Consider the following 17,477-nt stretch of genomic DNA (forward strand, 5'->3'; position numbering starts at 1 on the left):
AGTACCAGCGTACGGCCCACAGAATGATGTCACGCTGAAAATGCCGGCCTTTGAATGGGTTCATGTGCAGCTCCATCAGCAAAAGGGGATGATAAGTTTATCACCACCGACTATTTGCAACAGTGCCGTCCAGCGGATATCAGCGCTGAAAGATGATGGCTGAGCGTGGAGGCAGGAATCTCAAGGTGCTTCTGCAGTTCGCCAACCGGCAGGCCTTCATGACCCGCCCTGACCAGCTCCCGGTATATGCTGAGACGTGTCGGGTGGCCCAGTTCTCGAAGTGCGTTTGCAGCAGTGTTTAAATCCATAATACCTCCTTTATCTATATTTCCAGAATAATAGAAATATAGCCTGCGTCAATCGTTTCTGCCGTGAGGGTACCGCTTTCCCAATCATGCTCTGTCCGCCAGGTTATGGGGGGCAGAGCCAGAGCACTACCGAAATCCTTGCGAATACCCGTGCAGGGAATAATTTCCGCCCCCTTTATGGCCGGAAAAAAAACTGATAAACGTCGCCTTTTCAGAAGGTTGCTTTCTTAACGTGGTTTTTCGCATGGTTGGACCTCAGACCCCATATAGGCAGCGCTAAGGGCAATCCGTGGGTACAGGATATTAACCACCGCGTTACTTTGTGGTTGCCCTGGCGGATAGGCTTTGTACGAGGAGGGAACCATTCTATTGCCAGCGGCGTTCTGGCCGGTGAGGGTGAGGTAATACCCGATACGGTTTATGATATGCGGTATTTGCTCGATATTGTCAGCACTGACGGGTATTACTGGTACATGAGCGGGAAGATCTGCGAGAGAGTCAGTGACTACCGTACAGCCGCCTTTTTTGAAATAGGCCGCCTGCTTACACTGTGATTCCTTCAAAATATCTCAACGAAATTTCCCGACACCTGTTTAAGCTATCTTGCTGATATTTCTGTTTTTCGATTTTTGCCGGCGCGATGCCGGCGACGTTGGCCAGCTGCCCCGTGCGCGATACTGAGATCAGTTTCTTTGAACAAAAAAAACCGCCTTTCGGCGGTCAGTATTCAGTAGCTGGAACGGTAGTCTCTCCCCCGATTCCAGCGGTCTTGCCAGTGTTCGAGGAATGATTCAGCGAGCTTAGGCATGTTCCAGATCACCACCGCATTCTCCGAGTTTTTCGTTTCGGCCGCTTTGGTGAAATTAAAGCTGCCAGTTTCAACGGTCACATTATCCACGATGATCACCTTGTCATGCTGGATAGGGAAATCACTGTCAGTACGCAAAGGGATGCCGCTGTTCGCTATGTAGTTCATGGCCGCAATGCTGGCGCGCCCCGTATTGCCCCTTTCATCAATTACGATTTTCACATCAACTCCCCGTTTTTTGGCTGCTACCAGTGCCTTCATAATATCCGGGGCGGTAAAAGAATAAGCCATCATCCGTATCGAGGTTTTTGCGGAGTCAATGGCGCTCAGGACGAGAACGCGGGCGCTTCCTTCAGGCGAGTAGCCAACCTGAACGGATGGTTCCACCGCAAAGGCGGGCAGGGCGGCTGTCGTAAATGCTGCGGCCAGAAGCCAGGTTGCTAAGTTTTTCATTACAGGCTCCCGTTCACACACTGCATTTTATATTCAGGGTCAAAATAAATTTCTTTGATTTTCCGCTTTTCCATATGCACCACAACGTCAATGGTGGAGTAGAGCATTCGCATAATATCGCTCATATCGAGCATACGGCCGATAGGGGTCGCCTTGATAAGCAGCCCAATACGGTTAAAGGCATCGCGCGCAGAGTTAGCGTGCGTTGACATAACACCGCCTGGATGGCCGGTATTAAGTGCTTTAAGATAATCCCACGCAGCATCATCCCTAAGCTCAGTCATGATGATACGGCCCGGTGTCAGACGCATACAGGCTCGCAGGGCATCAGTGGCGCTGACGCGGCCGATCTTTCCTGCATCGCCGTACATCATATAAACGGCTTCTACAACGTGATCGACCGTGACTTCGTGAACGTCCTCTAAAATAATTACACGCTCGTCTTTATGTAGCGATTTTAACAGCGCGCGCGTGAGTACCGTTTTCCCCGACCCGGTTTCACCGCAGATCACGATAGTGCGTTTCTTCTCAACGGCGGTTTGCAGGAATGCGGGCCATTTTTCGCTGCTGTGCAGCTCTTTAAGGAAAAAATCATCATCCGTTAGGCTTTGCTTGCTGCCGGTAATCTTCCGGCAGTCACTGAAAATCCCCTCGCTGGTCAGCTGCTCCAGATTTTTATCGGCCGCCAAATCCTTACGAAACGCTACGGCCGTTGTACCGTCAATCACCGCAGGGGGCAGACAGATAACGCCCCTGATCCCGCCAGGCAGGATCACGTCATTAATGGCCTGCATGGTCAGCTTGTTGCTGCTCACCAACGATTTAGCAAGGTTCCTAATAAAATCTGCCGTAATTGCCGCGTTCTGCACAACCCTGCGGCCGCTGAACGTATCACAGATAACTTCCTGAAAGCAGTTAATGCGAATTTCAAAAACAGTAGGATCTTCTAAATACTCGCGCAGTGGGCCAAGTTGATAGAAAGCTGCATCAGTCATGATTACTCCTGAAGAAAAGCGGGCGCTAAGCGCCCACTTTTTTAGTTGTCTGCGAGCGTATAAACGCCGCTGAAATCGAGGTCGCGGGCAACAAAAATGCTCACCGCATCACCCTGCTGATCGTAGAGGGTAGGGGGGATAGACATGTAAGAGCGAAGTGCTTCAGACGCCAGCTGCTCACCGCTGTTTTCTGTGCTGTTGTACTGAATGTTATTACTCTGCGTCTGGTTAACCAGCGCCGTTAAGGTGTCAGAGAACAACGAAATCATGATCGCACCACGCAGACGCTCCCACATATGGGTATCCACCTGGCCCGGAATCCCCGCGCTGCCGAGTGAGTTCGTTCCGGCACTGTCAATATTAACGATTGTCCCGTCCTGGTCATTGCGGATACGCTCCCAGAGAACAAACACGCGCGCCTGGCCGTCTTTGATACCACCGGTAATCTGCCCGTCAACCCATGAGCCTTTATCAATCAGCCTAACGAGTCCATCAGCTGAGTAAACGTCCTGTGAAACCCGGCAGGAAACCTGACCCGGAACAGTGGTATCCAGCTCGGTGCCGGTACCACAGGGGATCATTTTGCCTTTCGGAACAGTCAGGCTGGGATTAGCCATGACTCCAGCGCGGCTAGCCTTCAGCCTTGCAGGAGTCAGGTTTTTAGCGAGTGCTGAACTACCTTCGCTTGTTTCGTTGTCCTGGGGCTGCACTCCGGGACTATTGCTTGTAGCCGCCTGATTAGTCTGGGCCAGCTCGCCGCCCAGACGACGCTGCATAGCCAGTTCTTCAGGCGAAGGTTCTTTACGCTTATTAGAGGTACGCGCGGCGGTATTGCTGCTGCCCGCATCTGCATCTGCCTGTGCGGCAGCCTGCACAGCACGGGCATCAGTGGCGCTATTCTGCGCAGTTGCAGGTTTATTAACATCAGGATCGCTGTTAAAGCTGTAGTTTGGCAGTGTATTGGCCTGTTGCGCTTTACCACCGTCTTTATCAGCTTCAGCTTTAGCCGGGGTGCGAATTTTACCCATGACCGTAATCCCGATGAATACCAAAGCAAGCAGCGCCATCAGTATGACAAAGGCTTTCATACCAGGAGCCGAACGGCGGTTACTGCCTTTAAATCCGCCACGCTCGCTTTCAAATTCACCGTCTCCGGTGTTTTCATCGAGTTCCTGATCTACATCGACACTTTTACGGGCCATCAGTTATCCTCCCCAATTTGAACCCTGCGCACATCCGGGGAAGCCGTACCGGTTGCTACCGCACCGGCGCCCGGCGCGAAATTATTATTACGAACGCCAACGACTTTATCGCCCAGACGAATACGCCACTCTTTAGCGACGGTTTCCACCTCGATGATGTTGCGGTTCTCACCCACAACATGAGAGTTAGGCAGCGTTTCTTTGCCACTGGCCGAGATCATGTAGACCTGCGGTAACTCCGCATTGGCCGGAAACTCAAACCGGGTAAAGCGGTAGTTATCCCAGACGTGAACCGGCTGGATGCTGCGCATTTCAGGCTGTTCGCTCATTACGTACTGATAGTTCTTCGCCCCCGCAAAAGCCGTCTGCTTCAGCTTCTGCGTAATGCGTTTTTTATCAGCCGCGCTTTTGGCTTTTTCCTGCTGCTCAAACGGATATTCATAGGTCAGCTGAAGAACGGCCTGGCGCACAGCCCACGGCGTTTCAATAAAGGATTTTGATACCGTACCGTCTGCATTTTTCTTCGTTTCTTCACCGATGAAATGGAGGACGATGTTATAGGTGCGCTTATCGGTGACGATCACCAGGTTGGTATCACTCATGGCCTGTTTCGGCTTCACAAAAAAATGGTTCATTTTGTGCGCAAACGTCCAGCTTTCAGAATCGCCAAAAGCATGAGTGATATAGGTTTCGTCAGGCGCGACAACAATGTGGGTAGCCACACCGGCGATAGCGTCAATTTTGACCACATTAACAGGGTTATAAACAACGCTTTTAATGCGATAGTCATAAGGAGAATTGCGGCCAACCTCAAGCGCCATAACGTTAGTGGCCGCGCCTCCCAGGACTGACAAAACGACTGCTGAAAGAAGTAGTTTTTTCATGGGGCAGCCCTCAGTTAACTTCAGGGTTGACGCGATAACTCGTCACGCGGAAACCCAGCGGGTTGACATAACGCTGCTCAGCATTCATCGCCAGCGATTTATATTCATACCCCATAATGGCAATCCAGCGCTGCGGCTGATCATCAACGGGATTGCTGCGCACGCGGCGAACCGTAGTAAAGCGTATCGTTGCTACGCCGTGCGGTTTATCGAGGATCACAGAGTTAATCTTCACGCGGGTCGTTTCACTGTCGCCCAGAACCTTATCAAGACCGTTGCGGCCCTTGAACTTGCTCTGGTAAGACTCTGCCACGTTCGGCGTGGACATTAAGCCAACGGCCGTATAGTCGACCTGAACTGAATAGAAGTCATAGCTCTCACGGTGAATGACATATTGTGTCAGCCAGAACTTATCAATTTCGTCACCATAAGAGGTCTGGTCGCGGGTCAGCTTGACCTGCTGTACTTCGTGAGTGGCCTCGTTGAGCGTTAGCAGATGTGCGGGGATTGGCTGGCTGTACTTATGCACCACGTAACCAACTAAAGAGAGTGCAAAAACAGTTACCACCGCTGAACCGGTGGCAACCATCCAGGCGGTACGCCGGGACTTCAGCACTTCATCCATCAGATCAACTTCAAGCCCTTTACGGCTTTCGTTGAACTCTTTAATGGCTTCACGTGTAAGCCCTGTTTTTTTATTAGCTTTCATTTGCACCACCTTGCGTATCAACCGGGATTGTTTTGTTTACTGGAACGGTGTTGCTCCAGTCCGGCTCCGGTGGCGGTTTATGCCCGCTGGAACAGGCGCTAATCAGAAGAACTCCCATAAGCAATAAGCTGCGCATTACGGCATCCATTATCGGTTGTTGAACGTACTAATTATAATAAGTCGCCGAAATTGCAATTTCAACGACTTTTGTTTTAATTTTATGCAGCCTTCTTCCCGCGACTGCCCCTTGCCTTACCACTTAAATTAGAACCACTGCTTCCTCCGCTGTTGCTGCCACTTCCTCCACCTGCCGATTGCTGGCCGCCGCCACTGTTACCGCCTCTGAACGCATTACCGCCAAACATGCCGTGGCTGCCCATATTGCCAAGCGCCTGCATGGAAGAACCCGTAGAGCGTGCGGCGTCAGCAACTCCGGCGCTGATACCGCTACCCCAGCTGGCGGCAATTTGCGGAATCTGGAACAGAACGAAAACGGAAATGACCGTCAGTAATAAGGCGGAGATAGAACCAGTGATTGATGAGTAAGCGGCATCAGAGTTCATCGAGGACAGGAGGTTGTCGAACATCTGCATGATGAAACCAAACACGAGCGCAAGAATGACGACGACAAGGCCATAGTTAATGACCGACGCCAGCCAGCGAGCAAAGATGTTTTTTGTCGCTCCCCACAGCAGGCAGAAGATTGCAATCGGGCCAAAACAAAGCGTAACGGCCAGAAGGATCTTAGCCATGATCACAAAGCCCGCACCGAGGCCGCCCAGCACAACGGTAGCAATCATCATAATGCCGCCAATGGCATACGCGGCCAGGCCGCTCGATGAAAACACGTCTGCGGCTTCCCATGCGGTGTTGACGATCTTGATACCTTTTTCAATACCGCTATCAATAATCGCCGGTACGCCACTTGCACCGACTTTATTAGGGGCAGACAGTATCCCGGCAAAATCATCCGGCAGGTGAAGCGCCACGTTGACCAGTTCCTGTTGATACCAGCCGCCCGCCGTTGCAAAGCTCAGGATAAGGGCTATGGAAAGATACTCTTTAATCAGCGAACTCAGGCTGTCGCCCGCCCCCGGATTAAACGCTGAGTACATCCCCTGAACCATCAGCTTGATTGTCAGACAGGTGGCAATCAGAGGCGTTACATCAGAGATAATGGTGGCAACATTGGCGCTCACCATTGACGTAATCGCCCCGTCTACTTTTGCGAAAATGTCTGCGACTAGGGTGAATGCCATATTGCCTCCTTACTCCTAAATTTTCGGTGAATTGATTTCGCCGTCTTTTTTGCCGAACACAAACAGCTGACGATCGGCTTCGCGCGCGTTTTTGCAATCAGGTTTCTGAAGTTCATCCGCGTCTTTCTTGCATTCCTGAATTGTTGCCTTGCGCTCTTTCTCATGTTTTTTGTACCACTCCACGTCATGCGAGGCATCGCAGGCCACCAGGAGGAAAGGGATAACAAGCAGTAGTTTTTTCATAATTACCTCAGTTAATTGAAGGTGACGCGGTAACGTCCCCGCCGGTTCCAAAAACAAAATTGTGGGTGGCACGTTCTTTCTGCGCACGTAATAGCTTGTCCTGTGACTGCTGCAACATGTTCATCAGATTCAGCTTCGCCTGCTCACCCTGAATAGCACCCTGTGACGTCTGGATACGGGCCTGTAAGTCAGCAATCGATTTCAGGTCTGGAGTCGTTTTAATCTGCTCCGTCAGCTCCTGCATATCGGTTAGTTCCTGCATCTGGTTGTTGTAGGCTTTTTCTGCCATAACGCGGTCATAAGCGCCTTTTTCAGCCAGCTTTTTGTTCATGTAGGTAATTGCTTCGCTGGGCGTCATGTCGTCAACTTCCGCATTAAACTGGCCCATCATGCTGTTAACTGAAGGCGTGACGGAAGAACTGGAGTTCATGGCGTCGCTGTAGATCTCCTTCCAGTTGTCCGGCAAATTATTTGCCAGCGTGCTGGTAGACGTCCCCAGCAGATCGCCCAGGTTGGTTGTCTTTGCCATCGACTCATACATATTTTTCTGCGTTTGCAGCTGGCTTTTAAGCTGCTCCAGCTGCTGCGCCATTTGCTGAAGCTGCTCGACCTGTTTAGCCAGCTCAGTAGGGTTGGTCACGATGATGCCTGCGGAAGCGCTTTGCGCGCCTCCCAGAATCAGGCCGGTGGTCAGCAATACTGCCGTCAGTGTTTTTTTCATGGTGTTTTGCCTCGTTGTTAAGCCGTCAGGCGCCAGTATTCTTTGAGCCATACTTCAGGGTCATTACCGAGCCGTTCAACCAGCTCATGCGCAATTTCGGCGTTTTGTGGTTCACCGGACAACACGCTAAGAACGTTGTCCATTGTCTTAATATCTGCATCAATATCGTCGCTGTTGCGAGGGTAGAGATTGAAAGAAGCAATCGCAGACTGTTGCCCTTGTTTAACCAGGAACTGTCTGGAGTGTTCGGTAATCGACATCAGCGCGTCGTATTCAGCATCAGTAAGGAAGGCATAATCCTCTCGGATAGCTTCCGGATCGCGCAGGCAGATTTTTGTGACGGTCTGCGACATGATCGTGCGGCCAATACGGCTGGACAGCGCATCGTTCGGCTCCTGCGTGGCAAACACATAGATAGCGTCTTTCTTACGGTCAGTTTTGATACCACGCTTAACTTCACGCTCGATAACCGGATCGTCAAGGTAGGCGTGGAACTCGTCAAAGCACTGAATGACGCGGCGTTTGCCGTCGATGGAGTCACGTACCCGGTACAGAAGGTACATCATGAGCGGAGTACGGGCCGGGCTGGATACTTCCTCTTTGGCTGCGATAAACTCGGATAAATCGAAGCCAAAAATATCATTCGCGCTGAGATCCAGGCTGTCTTTATCATTGTCAAACAGCCAGCCATACTGGCCTTCGCGCGTCCATTCGCGCAGCAGCCCTTTCAGTGATACGCCATTTTCCACAACTTCATTCACGTACCCGTCCAGGATAGTAACGGTGCGCGCCTCGCGTGGAATAAGTGAGCCTTCCCCCATAACCGCATCAACGCCTTCAGCCAGTTCGGTAGCCATCGTTGCGCTGATAGGCCCGTTATTGGTGGTTTCCACACAAATGCGGAACAGGTTTTTAATGAGGGCAATATTGCGTTTGGTCGGTTCAATCTGAAGCGGGGCAAACCCGGACGGCATACCCTGTTGCAGAACTTTATAGTAGCCACCAACGCTTCGAATGAACGGCTCCATACCGCGGTCACGGTCATAAACAAAAAGCCGCGGGTTGTACTTCATTGACTGCGCCAGCAGGAAGTTAAGCAGCGTGGTTTTACCTTCCCCCGACATACCCGTTATTAACGCATGGCCCAGCGGGCGTTTACCGTAGGAAAGTTCTTCAAGCGGGGTCACATGGAAATTAAAATAGAGTGGCGTACCGCTGATCGTGCGGAACATGGTCAGCGCTGGCCCCCACGGGTTATTGTCAGGCTTGCCACGCATAAAATTGTGGAACGGGCTGAAGTGCAGGAAGTTCCATGAGTTTATCGGAACCGGGCGCGGCGCCCATTTCTGGTTGCCAGGCAGTCTCGCATAATATGCAGCCTCAGAGGCCAGGCTGATAGTCCCGCCAACCACGCCACAGCCGGTTAGCATAACCTTCACACGACGCGCTTTGCGCTGTACCGCGTTTTGGTCATTATCCCAGACATGCACGGTTCCATGATGGTAGCCCATCACGAACTCTCTGGACGTCAGCATATCGAGCGCAGTACCAAGCTGTGCCAGCTGGCTTTGCGCACGGTCGCGCGTTTCCTGCAAAGATTTTTCCTGATGCGTCAGAAACGTTTTAGCTGAAGATTCAGAGAGGCAAGAAAAACTCTGCGTCAGAAGGTATTCAAAATCGGCTTCTTTAAGCATGTTAAGCTGGCCTGGCTCTGTATCTTCTTCGTATTCACGAAATTCAATGCCGGTGGTATAGAAGTTGTGATCTACCGTTCTGATCTGGACAACATCCCCCCACAGGGAGCTAACAGGGCGGTTGTCCATGATGTACTCACGGATACGATCACGGCAAACAGGCACGATGGCCCATTCCATATTTGCGAGGAAATAAAGGAACTCCAGCGCTTTTGAATAAGCGTGAGCCTGCGAAGGTTCAGGCTCGTTGCGTTCGATAACAATGGCTTCGTCAAAAATGTCTGATTCATCGACTTCAGCAAGTTCTTCACGTTCTTTTTTATCAGGCGCAGGAATTTCAACACCGCGTTTGTCACGATAATAGATACCCAACTGCTGAATGCCATACGGCTTCATTGCTTCCAGGATTTGTTCAGAAATATCTTCCAGACCTTCAAGCGCCTCATTCTGCATTTGCTGAATTTCGTCACGAGTCGGCTTTTCAAATTTCGCCAGAAACTTCTGTGTTTTATCCCCTACCTGTTTGTAAATAACGGTCAGATAAAGGTCATTAATCAGCTGCTTGGAATCACCGTGCAGCTTACGGTTATATTGATCAACATAAGCAGGGAAAAAATGGTCATACTCACCATCCGGGTACTCTTTAGCCTCATGGTGATATTCATGCGTCCACAGCTCTACATGGTCTGTTCCGAAGCTCTTGACCAGCGTATTAAGGTCTTTATGCCAGGTGACCAGTTCCCGATCTGATGCGCAGTCATGTGTGCGGCCATCCAGCTTGAAAAAAGCCATCAGATCGCCGTTTTCCATCGAAATCACGTAATCATTGAGGTGATAAGAATAGGGCAAATACTTTTTATTTACTGATGGCTCCTTACGGTAGGCATCAATTTTTTTTGGCTTCGTAGCGGTGGCAGCTCTCATTATTTTAAACCCTTACGTTTGTAGTCAACAGAGGAATAAGACGATCCTCCCCACTGCTTAAACGGAGAATCAAACCAATTACTGAATTTGGTTTTCAACCACAGGCCCATAATTCGAAACATGCGGTCGTCATATTTTGTTAATGCAGCTGAAGGAATCCACAAAAAGACGAACACCAGAATCGCCCACATATGAATAATCATAAAAAGCGAGGCAGAAATCATGAATATCATCATAGCTACATTACGTGGTACACCCAGCGCGCGAGGTAAGCGAGTCGCACCTTTGAAAAGCGGTCTTTTCCCGTCAACGAACATCTTTGTAGTCCTCACTTTGGGGGACAAAAGTCCCCCCTTTTCGCGTTGTTCAGCTTCCTACGCCCGTCAGGGAAACCAGAAATGATGCAGAACCAATACCAATCAGCGAGATTACGATACGAGGAATAAAGCTGGCTGGGATTACGTGAAGCATCCACATAAAGCAACTAACCATGATCGCAATAGCACAACCAATTGGAATCCATGTGCTCAACCACGTCTGGATTGATGTAGCGGTTGATTCACCAGTATCGGTGCCAGCGGCCAGCGCAATTTGCGGCAGGGCAATGGACAAAACGCCCATAACTACCGCAGGGCCATACTTCTTAAACAACGTGGTCATACTTTCTCCTTACTCACTATCTTCTGTTGATTGCAGATTTAACCGGCATTCTTCAACGCCACACTTATCTTTCAAAAACTCTGCCAGTAGCCTTAAATCAGCCCAGGTTCGTAGCTCATGCTCTTTGTTAACCCTAATGGAACATGCGATCTGGCCCAGCTGTTCATCGTCTATCTGAAAAACGGGATACCACTTCTTTAATGAAACCCGTTCTATCGTTACCTCCTTCACTTTTCCTGCTTCAAATAGCTCCAGGATCTGTGATTGCAATACAAGGTACAAACGTTCCATCCATAACCTCATTCCCCCTTCGCTGTTTCCTGTCTGGTTAAAAAGGCATCCGTATTATTTCGGCTGAAGGCATCGCCATCACCCGAACCAAAAACATCTTGTTCACCGTCATACTGCGGCGCCGTACTTTTTGCCTGCTGAGGCTCAGTCGCGGTGCTGTCCTCACTGGTCTGGCCGTCAGGTAGCAGCGTAGGGATTTTCAAATCAGTTGATTGACGCGCCACGTTGATAACTTTCGTGACATACCCGTTAGAAATCCCGTTTGTGAGTGAGCCGGTGTTGTAGCAGGAAAGCGCGTGTCTCAGCGCAACCTGCCCGGCTGGGTAGGATTTCAGGGCGCTATCATAACAGGCTTTAAGGATGGTCTGGCTCGCCCGCAGGTTGATGCAGGGTTTGAAAATATCGTCAACCGAAAGACCCAGGCCCACTAAATTATTTGAGTTAATTTGTGCAAGGCCCATATCAAAACTTTTATTATCCTTCAGCAGAACTTTCGCAACGCTGACGGCCTCAGCTTCAGTACGCGGTTGCTGTTTTAACTGAATACTACCGTTAATATTGATCCTGTACGGCCCATTTGAGGACTCATGGCCGACGATGTACGCCATCGTTAAGGGTGAAACATCAGGCGCACATCTCTGCGCAAGCCTGGCAACTTCATCGGAGGCAGGCGCAGCACTGGCACGGCCAGCACAAGCAAGGCAGGCCAGAGCGAGAACCAGGAGTTTTGGATGTTTACTCATTTATGTTTCACCGCGTAATTGTAATTTCGACGACTTTTGTTTATGATAAGGGCTAATGAGATCGTGTCAAGAAGAAACGAAAAGAAAACCGCTGAAGGAAGGAAGGTGATGCTGGTTCCCCTGAAATCAGAAAAACGACCAAAAGGCGAACCCGTGTATCGTGACCCGGATAACCCTTTTAATACGTGGACTGGTATAGGGAAGCGCCCGGCCTGGCTAACTGCAAAATTGGACGCTGGCATTAGCCTGGAAGCCATGAAGATGCAGGGCGTAGCCAACCCCAGAGAACATAGACCAGCAAAATACCGCGACCCCAGGAACGCAGAAAATACCTGGTCCGGGACTGGCCGCCGACCCACATGGCTCAAAGAGCTGCTTGATAGTGGTTTATCACTTGATGATCTGAAGATATAACCGGAGGGTATAAAAATGGGCGAACTTATTGATTTTGCGGAAAGGCAAAAAAGCAGAAGGAAGAAAAAGGCATCTTCCATTCCGCCCATTTTTAGAAAATTTCGTGTCCATGCGATCAGGTTACTCGCCAGCATCATCAAATCCGGCTCTTATTCAGTTGCTTATATTGTTAAGAAAATTACAGGAAAGTTAATCAAGTTTTACACAATTTTAACGATTTTCGTTTTTGTTGTCGAATATATTGCAGGCGATATAGGTTACAAATCTATTTATAACGCAGCGTTATTATTAATATTGCTTACCGTTATCAACATTCTGGCGAGTGTATATCTGAACAAACTGTTAAGGACAAAACAATGAAGAAACTCTTAATACCTCTGATAGCAGCTGGTAGTCTGCTTTATATTCCTGCCAGCCATGCTGAAGATCCCTGCAAAGTTATTATGTGCATGGCGGGCAAGCTCACCGGCGATAGCGGCGGAAGCGAGTGTAACAGTGCTGAAGCTGCTTTCTTCAATATCGTTAAAAAGAACAAGCACGGCTTTTTACCCAACCACACGAAGGATGCCAGGAAGGCTTTTCTTAATGAATGCCCGGATAATGGCGAAGGTGGAAGTAACCAGTCGATGATAAGCCAGATCATAAGTAAATACGGGAAAGTTCGCTTATAGGCGAACTAGGAATAATCTCAATTTAAGGAGCCAACGTGAAAAAAATAATATTAAGTGCATTAGCCTGTACAGCTCTCTTAACTGGTTGCGTCAGCCAGGATAAAGGTAATGCGATGCAGAGCCAGCTGAATAACCAGCAACGCCAGATTAACGAATTATCCGTTCGTTTGCAGTCTGCGGAGTCCCGGCTATCAAAGCAGGAAGAAAAGCTGCGCAACGAACTGCTGCAATCCAGCGGCTATTGCTATCTGAATGGCGCCCGCTACTCGACCGGCACCGTACTTTACGGGCGGATTTGCCAGAATCAGTCAGGCAGCGCTTCGTGGCAGGTATACAGCCGTCGCTAAACACCAGGGCGGTTTAACCGCCCTTTTCTTTACCCTCAGAAAGCCCACTATGACCATGATCCCCTTCCCCACTACAGAAAACCTTATTCTATGGGCTTGCAGCGCCATCGCACTGCTTGCCGTTGTATTCTTCCGGCGTTCAGTACGGCACAGGCGACACAAAAGGAAGCAGCAAAGTGCGCGGCGGGTGCTGGAGCGCATAAAGACGTTGCCGGGCTTCCCACAAAAAATTGACTACCTGAGGAAAATTGATCCTTTTGTGTTTGAAGAACTGTTGCTGGAAGGATTTGAAGCGCATGGCTTCAGAACCATCAGAAACAAACGCTATACCGGCGATGGAGGCATTGACGGCCAGGTAATAATAGGAAAATATCGCTATCTTATTCAGGCTAAACGCTATCGCGGCCATATTGCTTTACAGCACGTACAGGAGTTCGAGAAGTTGCTTAAACGTCATAACTGTCGCGGTCTGTTTTGCCATACCGGGAAAACCGGCGCAGGTTCAAAATCTGTCAGTATTGCCAGTGAACGGATGGAGATTATCAGCGGCCAGCGCCTGATAGATTTGCTCACGCCCGGCAGCTCCTTCACTATCGCAACCGCCCCGCAGACGATGATGAAGCGTACCGCAGCAACACTAGAAACGAGCACCATTGTTAAAGATGCCGGTAAAGAAAATCGATACCATGAGAGTTAATTAAATGAAGTCAGTAACTATAGAAGCAAAAACATTTGCTGAAATGTTAGGAATAACAGAAGGTGAGTTAATCTTTGCCATTAAGAAAACTGGCACATTCAAAAACAAGACCATCCCACAACCTCATGAGCCACATAAATCAAATAATAGATTTTTATATTCAGACGTAATGAGGTTTATAGAATCACTAAAAGACAAAGAGAACCGGTAATGACTCCAACTTACTGATAGTGTTTTATGTTCAGATAATGCCCGATGACCTTGTCATGCAGCTCCACCGATTTTGAGAACGACAGTGACTTCCGTCCCAGCCTTGCCAGATGTTGTCTCAGATTCAGGTTATGTCGCTCAATGCGCTGAGTGTAACGCTTGCTGATAACGTGCAGCTTTCCCTTCAGGCGGGGTTCATACAGCGGCCAGCCATCCGTCATCCATACCACGACCTCAAAGGCCGACAGCAGGCCCAGAAGACGCTCCAGCGTGGCCAACGTGCGTTACCTAACAATAAACCTGTTTAAATATCCAGATAAAAACATTCAATCTGGGTCAAATGAGTGATACAGTTTCACCCATAAGACCCAATGGAGGCAATATGTCTGAATTTGAATTACTGGCGCAGGATCTGCTTGAGAAAGCAGAAGCGGAAGAACAACTGCGACAGGAAAATGATAAAAAGCTGCTCGGGCAGGTGCTGGAAATCTATGACCAGAAGTACGTGGCTGAACTGCTTAGAAAAGTTGGTAAAAATGAGTGGAGTCGCGAGACTCTTAATCGCTGGATTAATGGTAAGTGCTCACCTAAGACGCTGACGTTAGCCGAAGAGGAACTTCTACGAAAAATGCTTCCGGAAGCGCCTGCACATCACCCTGACTATGCCTTCCGGTTTATTGACCTGTTTGCTGGGATTGGAGGTATACGGAAGGGCTTCGAAACCATCGGTGGCCAGTGCGTTTTTACCAGTGAATGGAATAAAGAGGCTGTGCGCACATATAAAGCTAACTGGTTTAACGATGCTCAGGAACACACTTTCAATCTCGATATTCGTGAAGTCACGCTCAGTGATAAACCTGAAGTACCTGAAAACGATGCCTATGCTTACATTAATGAGCATGTGCCGGATCATGATGTACTTCTAGCAGGTTTCCCCTGTCAACCGTTTAGCCTTGCGGGCGTAAGCAAGAAAAACTCGCTCGGGCGCGCGCATGGTTTCGAATGTGAGGCTCAGGGAACGCTTTTCTTCGATGTGGCGCGTATTATCCGCGCAAAAAAACCTGCCATCTTTGTTCTTGAAAACGTTAAAAACCTGAAGAGCCATGACAAGGGTAAAACCTTTAAAGTCATCATGGATACCCTCGACGAACTGGGCTATGAAGTTGCGGATGCAGCTGAGATGGGCAAAAACGATCCTAAAGTTATCGACGGAAAGCACTTTTTACCTCAGCACCGAGAACGTATCGTTTTGGTCGGTTTCCGCCGTGATCTGAACATTCACCAGGGCTTTACCCTGCGCGATATTAGTCGTTTTTATCCGGAACAGCGTCCGTCATTTGGCGAACTGCTGGAACCCGTGGTTGACAGCAAATATATACTGACGCCGAAACTCTGGGAGTATCTCTATAACTACGCCAAAAAGCACGCAGCTAAGGGTAACGGATTCGGTTTTGGCCTCGTTAATCCTGAAAATAAAGAAAGCATTGCCCGTACGCTTTCTGCTCGCTATCACAAAGACGGGTCTGAAATTCTGATAGACCGTGGCTGGGATATGGCCACAGGTGAAACAGACTTCGCGAACGAAGAAAATCAGGCGCATCGGCCCCGCAGGCTGACTCCGCGAGAGTGCGCGCGCCTTATGGGTTTTGAAAAAGTAGATGGCAGGCCTTTTCGCATTCCTGTGTCAGACACTCAGTCGTACAGGCAGTTCGGTAACTCCGTAGTGGTGCCCGTGTTTGAAGCCGTAGCCAAACTGCTTGAACCTTATATCCTGAAAGCGGTTAATGCCGATTCGTGCAAGGTTGAACGAATCTGATCGCTCCTCCCGGTATTTATGCCGGGAGATAATCTATGGAATATCTGCGTAAAGCCCTGTCAGCTCAGCAATAAACGCACCTAGCGTCATTAGCTCAGCTCTCACCGCCTCCGGGTATTTTTTGTGCAGAGATGATGGCACGACCAATCTGACACCCGACTCCCGCATCTCCCGATATTGAGCCAGAGAAACTCCCTCCTGGAGTGTAAACAGATGCACCTGATGAATTTTATCGGCCTCATTCAGTATCTGACGCCAGCGATCCTTACAGGTAGTCTTGACTGCCAGCATGCGCAGATTTTCTACGGGAAACTCAGTATCGTGGTAAGCCCCTGCGGAAGGGAAAAGGAAATCGGGTTTTTTATTACCTTCTGTGATGGCCTGCGTCGCAAAGTGTCGCAGGCCGTGCTCAATGAATAGATGCTCCAGGTGCAGTTCCAGCGACTTCCCGGCTCTGGATTTACGGCGATTGCTGACAGAATTGGCCAGCGCAATAAATTCATCCACAGAGCCAAATCCTTTCCGGATGATATCCAGAACATGCAGTTCCTCAACCAATAGAAATATGTCGTACTCCACGCGCCGGCGGTCAAGAAGTTGCTCATCCGGATCAAGGGAATTTTTCACATAATGGCTGGCTGCATACTGAATAATTTCACTTCCCGACGGAAAGCGCAGGTGCCAGTCTTCAGGTAGAATATATTTATGATTTACTGGCGCTTGCTGTAGAGATAGTCCGCCTAGAATCTGTCCTGCGGGGCCGGATATAAGCGCTCCGGGTATAACTTCACCAATAGCGGTCTCAATGACGTCCTCTTCATCAGTGCTGGCGCATACCCAAATATTTACTTCCTTACAGTCCCCCCCTTGCTCATCAAGCTTGAAAGCCAGGAGCGTCAGAGCCCCTGTATTTTCAGGATCCTGAAGTGGGCTGCCTCTACCCCAGCGGGTAATCCTTTTTTCATTCCGGGTTTTACCAAAATGACGGCTGTTATAATAAATTGCCCTGGCTTCGCTGTCAGGGCAATCATGCGATGACACATGTGCGGTGAGAAAAACCGAAGGGTTCAGTTCACGGGTATGGTTGATAGACGGAAAGAGTTTTTCAACGATACCTGAAGGGATATAAAGCCCTACCTGGTGACCACCTGTTGCGCCGGTATCGTTGGCGGAAAGGCGTTTGATGTAGACGAAGTAATTCTCACATGCGATCTCAAGTAGCCAGTTGTGGAAAACCGACATAAGCATCCCCTGTTACCCTGAAACTCTACTCACCATTTTTTCATGATTATATACAAACAGTGTCATTTTCAGAAGACGACTGCACCAGTTGATTGGGCGTAATGGCTGTTGTGCAGCCAGCTCCTGACAGTTCAATATCAGAAGTGATCTGCACCAATCTCGACTATGCTCAATACTCGTGTGCAC

General features: G+C 49.4%; 23 protein-coding genes and 3 pseudogenes. 9 read left to right on the forward strand and 17 right to left on the reverse strand.

The genetic code is table 11. The annotated features are described in order from the left end of the window. Positions 1-128: 128 nt before the first annotated feature. Positions 129-308: pseudogene (locus C3406_RS25215) on the reverse strand (ArsR/SmtB family transcription factor); the annotation flags it as partial. 248 nt (positions 309-556) lie between these two features. Here C3406_RS25215 and C3406_RS26965 point away from each other — a divergent pair. Further along, positions 557-862, forward strand: coding sequence for a DUF6710 family protein (locus tag C3406_RS26965; protein ID WP_011742557.1), 306 nt, complete (start codon positions 557-559; stop codon positions 860-862). A 173-nt stretch (positions 863-1,035) separates the two neighbouring features. Here the strand turns inward: C3406_RS26965 and C3406_RS25225 are convergent, their stop codons facing one another. From C3406_RS25225 to C3406_RS25290, 14 genes are all read right to left on the reverse strand, one after another. Then, complete coding sequence (locus tag C3406_RS25225; RefSeq protein WP_000792636.1) at positions 1,036-1,569, reverse strand: phospholipase D family nuclease; 534 nt, start codon at positions 1,567-1,569, stop codon at positions 1,036-1,038. Beyond that, positions 1,569-2,564: an ATPase, T2SS/T4P/T4SS family gene (locus C3406_RS25230; protein ID WP_000128596.1), complete on the reverse strand. Its 996-nt coding sequence runs from the start codon at positions 2,562-2,564 to the stop codon at positions 1,569-1,571. Before C3406_RS25230 ends, C3406_RS25225 begins: the two co-directional genes overlap by 1 nt. Before the next feature lie 41 nt (positions 2,565-2,605). Then, entirely contained in the window at positions 2,606-3,766 is a 1,161-nt protein-coding gene (virB10, locus tag C3406_RS25235; RefSeq protein ID WP_000101710.1) for a type IV secretion system protein VirB10, read from the reverse strand. Next, positions 3,766-4,650, reverse strand: a complete 885-nt coding sequence (locus tag C3406_RS25240; protein ID WP_000735066.1) for a TrbG/VirB9 family P-type conjugative transfer protein — start codon at positions 4,648-4,650, stop codon at positions 3,766-3,768. The genes virB10 and C3406_RS25240 overlap by 1 nt, the downstream gene beginning before the upstream one ends. Before the next feature lie 10 nt (positions 4,651-4,660). Further along, positions 4,661-5,359: a VirB8 family type IV secretion system protein gene (locus C3406_RS25245; RefSeq protein WP_000646594.1), complete on the reverse strand. Its 699-nt coding sequence runs from the start codon at positions 5,357-5,359 to the stop codon at positions 4,661-4,663. After that, positions 5,349-5,507: a hypothetical protein gene (locus tag C3406_RS26970; RefSeq protein ID WP_012561180.1), complete on the reverse strand. Its 159-nt coding sequence runs from the start codon at positions 5,505-5,507 to the stop codon at positions 5,349-5,351. Before C3406_RS26970 ends, C3406_RS25245 begins: the two co-directional genes overlap by 11 nt. A gap of 70 nt (positions 5,508-5,577) precedes the next feature. Then, on the reverse strand, positions 5,578-6,618 hold the full coding sequence (locus tag C3406_RS25255; protein ID WP_001749958.1) for a TrbL/VirB6 family protein: 1,041 nt from the start codon (positions 6,616-6,618) through the stop codon (positions 5,578-5,580). 15 nt (positions 6,619-6,633) lie between these two features. After that, on the reverse strand, positions 6,634-6,861 hold the full coding sequence (eexN, locus tag C3406_RS25260; RefSeq protein ID WP_001749959.1) for an IncN-type entry exclusion lipoprotein EexN: 228 nt from the start codon (positions 6,859-6,861) through the stop codon (positions 6,634-6,636). Between the two features lie 7 nt (positions 6,862-6,868). Beyond that, positions 6,869-7,582, reverse strand: a complete 714-nt coding sequence (locus tag C3406_RS25265; protein ID WP_001749960.1) for a TrbJ/VirB5 family protein — start codon at positions 7,580-7,582, stop codon at positions 6,869-6,871. Positions 7,583-7,599: 17 nt separating this feature from the next. Next, complete coding sequence (locus C3406_RS25270; RefSeq protein ID WP_001749961.1) at positions 7,600-10,200, reverse strand: VirB4 family type IV secretion/conjugal transfer ATPase; 2,601 nt, start codon at positions 10,198-10,200, stop codon at positions 7,600-7,602. Next, positions 10,200-10,517: a VirB3 family type IV secretion system protein gene (locus C3406_RS25275; protein WP_000496058.1), complete on the reverse strand. Its 318-nt coding sequence runs from the start codon at positions 10,515-10,517 to the stop codon at positions 10,200-10,202. Before C3406_RS25275 ends, C3406_RS25270 begins: the two co-directional genes overlap by 1 nt. Positions 10,518-10,566: 49 nt before the next feature. Continuing rightward, positions 10,567-10,860 (reverse strand): hypothetical protein, encoded by a 294-nt coding sequence (locus C3406_RS25280; RefSeq protein ID WP_001749962.1) that lies wholly within the window; start codon positions 10,858-10,860, stop codon positions 10,567-10,569. A gap of 9 nt (positions 10,861-10,869) precedes the next feature. Continuing rightward, complete coding sequence (gene korA / locus C3406_RS25285; RefSeq protein ID WP_000440698.1) at positions 10,870-11,151, reverse strand: transcriptional repressor KorA; 282 nt, start codon at positions 11,149-11,151, stop codon at positions 10,870-10,872. Positions 11,152-11,159: 8 nt separating this feature from the next. Then, a complete protein-coding gene (locus C3406_RS25290; RefSeq protein WP_001749963.1) occupies positions 11,160-11,894 on the reverse strand; it encodes a lytic transglycosylase domain-containing protein in 735 nt (244 codons plus the stop codon). Positions 11,895-12,002: 108 nt separating this feature from the next. On the opposite strand from C3406_RS25290, the gene C3406_RS25295 reads away from it, so the two are divergent. Genes C3406_RS25295 through C3406_RS25320 form a run of 6 tightly spaced genes read left to right on the forward strand, consistent with a single transcriptional unit; the run spans position 12,003 to position 14,234 of the window. Beyond that, positions 12,003-12,308 carry an H-NS family nucleoid-associated regulatory protein gene (locus C3406_RS25295; RefSeq protein WP_000960954.1) on the forward strand — a complete coding sequence of 102 codons (306 nt, stop codon included), beginning with the start codon at positions 12,003-12,005 and terminating at the stop codon, positions 12,306-12,308. 15 nt (positions 12,309-12,323) lie between these two features. Further along, the gene (locus C3406_RS25300; RefSeq protein WP_001749964.1) at positions 12,324-12,668 is read left to right on the forward strand and encodes a hypothetical protein; all 345 of its coding nucleotides are present in this window, start codon (positions 12,324-12,326) and stop codon (positions 12,666-12,668) included. Next, positions 12,665-12,979, forward strand: coding sequence for a TrbM/KikA/MpfK family conjugal transfer protein (locus tag C3406_RS25305; protein WP_001749965.1), 315 nt, complete (start codon positions 12,665-12,667; stop codon positions 12,977-12,979). The genes C3406_RS25300 and C3406_RS25305 overlap by 4 nt, the downstream gene beginning before the upstream one ends. 35 nt (positions 12,980-13,014) lie before the next feature. Continuing rightward, positions 13,015-13,326, forward strand: coding sequence for a hypothetical protein (locus C3406_RS25310; RefSeq protein WP_001452736.1), 312 nt, complete (start codon positions 13,015-13,017; stop codon positions 13,324-13,326). A gap of 55 nt (positions 13,327-13,381) precedes the next feature. Next, the gene (locus C3406_RS25315) at positions 13,382-14,023 is read left to right on the forward strand and encodes a restriction endonuclease (RefSeq protein WP_024181859.1); all 642 of its coding nucleotides are present in this window, start codon (positions 13,382-13,384) and stop codon (positions 14,021-14,023) included. A 4-nt stretch (positions 14,024-14,027) separates the two neighbouring features. Beyond that, the gene (locus tag C3406_RS25320; RefSeq protein ID WP_001749967.1) at positions 14,028-14,234 is read left to right on the forward strand and encodes a hypothetical protein; all 207 of its coding nucleotides are present in this window, start codon (positions 14,028-14,030) and stop codon (positions 14,232-14,234) included. 10 nt (positions 14,235-14,244) lie between these two features. On the opposite strand, the pseudogene C3406_RS25325 reads toward C3406_RS25320, so the two are convergent. Next, positions 14,245-14,517, reverse strand: a pseudogene (locus C3406_RS25325) (IS1 family transposase); the annotation flags it as partial. A 98-nt stretch (positions 14,518-14,615) separates the two neighbouring features. Here C3406_RS25325 and C3406_RS25330 point away from each other — a divergent pair. Further along, the gene (locus C3406_RS25330; protein WP_001288432.1) at positions 14,616-16,049 is read left to right on the forward strand and encodes a DNA cytosine methyltransferase; all 1,434 of its coding nucleotides are present in this window, start codon (positions 14,616-14,618) and stop codon (positions 16,047-16,049) included. A gap of 33 nt (positions 16,050-16,082) precedes the next feature. On the opposite strand, the gene C3406_RS25335 is transcribed toward C3406_RS25330, so the two are convergent. Beyond that, a complete protein-coding gene (locus C3406_RS25335; RefSeq protein ID WP_001749969.1) occupies positions 16,083-17,291 on the reverse strand; it encodes a type II restriction endonuclease in 1,209 nt (402 codons plus the stop codon). 61 nt (positions 17,292-17,352) lie between these two features. Here C3406_RS25335 and C3406_RS26350 point away from each other — a divergent pair. Then, positions 17,353-17,418 (forward strand): annotated as a pseudogene (locus C3406_RS26350) (EAL domain-containing protein); the annotation flags it as partial. Positions 17,419-17,477: the final 59 nt, after the last annotated feature.

The sequence above is a fragment of the Leclercia sp. LSNIH8 genome (genome assembly GCF_002920195.1).
Lineage (GTDB): Bacteria > Pseudomonadota > Gammaproteobacteria > Enterobacterales > Enterobacteriaceae > Enterobacter.

Excerpts from the sequence above, each read along its gene's own strand:
- C3406_RS25275 (WP_000496058.1), bottom strand. The coding sequence starts at position 10,517 with ATGTTCGTTGACGGGAAAAGACCGCTTTTCAAAGGTGCGACTCGCTTA.
- C3406_RS25295 (WP_000960954.1), top strand. The coding sequence starts at position 12,003 with ATGCTGGTTCCCCTGAAATCAGAAAAACGACCAAAAGGCGAACCCGTG.
- C3406_RS25300 (WP_001749964.1), top strand. The coding sequence starts at position 12,324 with ATGGGCGAACTTATTGATTTTGCGGAAAGGCAAAAAAGCAGAAGGAAG.
- C3406_RS25320 (WP_001749967.1), top strand. The coding sequence starts at position 14,028 with ATGAAGTCAGTAACTATAGAAGCAAAAACATTTGCTGAAATGTTAGGA.
- C3406_RS25330 (WP_001288432.1), top strand. The coding sequence starts at position 14,616 with ATGTCTGAATTTGAATTACTGGCGCAGGATCTGCTTGAGAAAGCAGAA.
- C3406_RS25335 (WP_001749969.1), bottom strand. The coding sequence starts at position 17,291 with ATGTCGGTTTTCCACAACTGGCTACTTGAGATCGCATGTGAGAATTAC.
- C3406_RS25230 (WP_000128596.1), bottom strand. The coding sequence starts at position 2,564 with ATGACTGATGCAGCTTTCTATCAACTTGGCCCACTGCGCGAGTATTTA.
- C3406_RS25290 (WP_001749963.1), bottom strand. The coding sequence starts at position 11,894 with ATGAGTAAACATCCAAAACTCCTGGTTCTCGCTCTGGCCTGCCTTGCT.
- virB10 (WP_000101710.1), bottom strand. The coding sequence starts at position 3,766 with ATGGCCCGTAAAAGTGTCGATGTAGATCAGGAACTCGATGAAAACACC.
- C3406_RS25265 (WP_001749960.1), bottom strand. The coding sequence starts at position 7,582 with ATGAAAAAAACACTGACGGCAGTATTGCTGACCACCGGCCTGATTCTG.
- C3406_RS25240 (WP_000735066.1), bottom strand. The coding sequence starts at position 4,650 with ATGAAAAAACTACTTCTTTCAGCAGTCGTTTTGTCAGTCCTGGGAGGC.
- C3406_RS25245 (WP_000646594.1), bottom strand. The coding sequence starts at position 5,359 with ATGAAAGCTAATAAAAAAACAGGGCTTACACGTGAAGCCATTAAAGAG.
- C3406_RS25280 (WP_001749962.1), bottom strand. The coding sequence starts at position 10,860 with ATGACCACGTTGTTTAAGAAGTATGGCCCTGCGGTAGTTATGGGCGTT.
- C3406_RS25305 (WP_001749965.1), top strand. The coding sequence starts at position 12,665 with ATGAAGAAACTCTTAATACCTCTGATAGCAGCTGGTAGTCTGCTTTAT.
- C3406_RS25225 (WP_000792636.1), bottom strand. The coding sequence starts at position 1,569 with ATGAAAAACTTAGCAACCTGGCTTCTGGCCGCAGCATTTACGACAGCC.
- eexN (WP_001749959.1), bottom strand. The coding sequence starts at position 6,861 with ATGAAAAAACTACTGCTTGTTATCCCTTTCCTCCTGGTGGCCTGCGAT.
- korA (WP_000440698.1), bottom strand. The coding sequence starts at position 11,151 with ATGGAACGTTTGTACCTTGTATTGCAATCACAGATCCTGGAGCTATTT.
- C3406_RS25255 (WP_001749958.1), bottom strand. The coding sequence starts at position 6,618 with ATGGCATTCACCCTAGTCGCAGACATTTTCGCAAAAGTAGACGGGGCG.
- C3406_RS25315 (WP_024181859.1), top strand. The coding sequence starts at position 13,382 with ATGATCCCCTTCCCCACTACAGAAAACCTTATTCTATGGGCTTGCAGC.
- C3406_RS26970 (WP_012561180.1), bottom strand. The coding sequence starts at position 5,507 with ATGGATGCCGTAATGCGCAGCTTATTGCTTATGGGAGTTCTTCTGATT.
- C3406_RS25270 (WP_001749961.1), bottom strand. The coding sequence starts at position 10,200 with ATGAGAGCTGCCACCGCTACGAAGCCAAAAAAAATTGATGCCTACCGT.